General features: G+C 44.4%; 1 protein-coding gene. It reads right to left on the bottom strand.

Going from position 1 to position 2106, the window contains the following annotated elements; all coding sequences use genetic code 11:
• On the bottom strand, nucleotides 1–2106 hold a 2106-nt coding region (locus WBM49_RS10230; protein WP_424371956.1), incomplete at both ends, for a beta strand repeat-containing protein.

Raw genomic sequence — 2106 nt, 5'->3', positions numbered from 1 at the left:
CTACTGCTGCCTATAGACTTTGTAAGAATGGCATTAATACTGGGATTACTGAGGGTCACAGATATGGTTTCATCCCCTTCCACAACGGTGTCACCATTGGTCGTAACCGAAATAGTCCTGTCCAGATCTATATCTCCAGCAATAAAATTAAGAGTTCCGGTGTTAGTGTCTTCATTTCCTCCACTGATCAAATAATTGACAGAAATAGGATTATTTGGATCTGACTGGCCAAGGGTTACCGTAAATACTATGGTTTGAATTCCTGAATTTCCTTCCGCAATGGGAGTAGGATCATCTATGGAAAGGGTTGCACTGTCATCGTTATTGATCGTTACCGTTGCCACATCAGTGATGTTTACAGGCAATATGGTACTGGCAAGATTTGACATTGAGATCGTTAAGGTTTCATTAGCCTCCACATTAGTATCTCCAATGGGGCTTACTGTAAAGGTTTGTTGTTCTCCGGGCGTACCAACAAAGGTGAGGGTTTGACTAACTATTGCGCTATAATCAGATCCGGCTACTGCGGAACCATCGGAAGTAGAAACGTCTACCGTAAATCCACCCGGGGTGGCATTATCTAAGATCGCGGTAACTGTTATGGGGCCACCATTTTCTAGTCCACCTACATCCGCTATTGTAACGGCAGCCGTATCATCGTCCGTATTAGTAACAGATACATCGGCAACACTAGCACCCGTCAATGCATTAAAAGCAGCATCTCCAGAACTTATATTTCCTGTTACTATGGTAAAAGCAATATCACCATCTAAAATGGCATCATCTACCCCTGTTACTATGACATCCACACCAGTGTTCCATTGGCCCGGTAAAATTGTTACACTTGCCGGTACAGTTCCTTCACTGGTATCCGAACTACTTAGTTGAATTATAACATTAGCGGTTGGTTGTGCCGTTAAGGTAATAGTAAAAATATCGCTCTCGCCATCTTCTGTGGTGACAAGGCCGGAGGTTGGAGTAATTATTACCCCTGCGGTATCATCATTGGTGATGGTCCCCTGCCCTTGCGCATCATTAATAGTTGCATTCACAGGAGCACTTAAGTTTACTAAAAATGTCTCATTTCCCTCTACAGTAGTATCGCCGTTTACCGTAACAGATATTGTCGTGCTATTCGTACCGGCGGTGATCGTTCCTGTACCACCAACTACCGCAACATAATCACTCCCGGCAGTTGCCGTGCCGTTCGCCGTATTATACGTGAAGTTAATATTGCTTGCCGCATTGCCCCCACCATCTACACTTACTGTAAAGATAAATAAAGAAGTACCCGAATTGAGTTCTACCTGGGTTACATCATTGATGCTTATAGCATCTGATACTTTTGTAACTGAGTCTGTAGCTGCACTTCCTGTATTTCCTAAGGCATCGGTTAAAGTGACACTCAGGTTTATAGTGCCATCCCCCAAGCCACTAAGATCAATACCGGGTATGGTTTCGCCGGGAGATACAATCGTGCCAGTTCCTGTTACCGGAGTACCGCCACCTGTGCTGGTAAATGTGAAATTATAGATGGAATTAACTTGTGCACCACTAAAAGTAAAACTTATAGAAGTTTCATTACTTGTATTTATTGGATCTTGGTTTATTGTTACGGTATATCCTGTCGGACCTGTATTATCAACCGTAAAGGTCGTACTTGGACCTGCACCAGGGGCTGTGTTTATTCCATCAGTCGCCGTGGCCGCTGCAATGGTGATCCCTAAGGTACCATCCCCAGTAATACCACTAATTGTAACAGTACGAGTTACATTTCCTGTGCCCGTTACCGCTACCGTTCCCGTGGCTGTTCCTGTTGTGTTCAACGTAATGTCTCCAGGAACTAAGCTTACAGCACTTGCTCCTGTATAGGTGATCGTATAACTCACAGGGCCCGCAGAAGTGCTGGCTACACTCGGCGCACCTATCGAGATGGTCGGAGGAACATTATCAAAAATGGTAGTTGCAGTTGTAGCCACCGTATTATCTTGGGCATCAGATACAGCCTGAGCAACCACTGCTGCCACATCTATGGTAATATCACCTGCTCCAATCGGAGTAATATCCACGTTGTAATAGGAGTCCACATCAACACCTAAAAAATTG

The sequence above is a fragment of the Muriicola sp. genome (genome assembly GCF_049669965.1).
GTDB lineage: Bacteria > Bacteroidota > Bacteroidia > Flavobacteriales > Flavobacteriaceae > Muriicola.
This window is presented reverse-complemented; position numbering and strand designations above follow the sequence as displayed.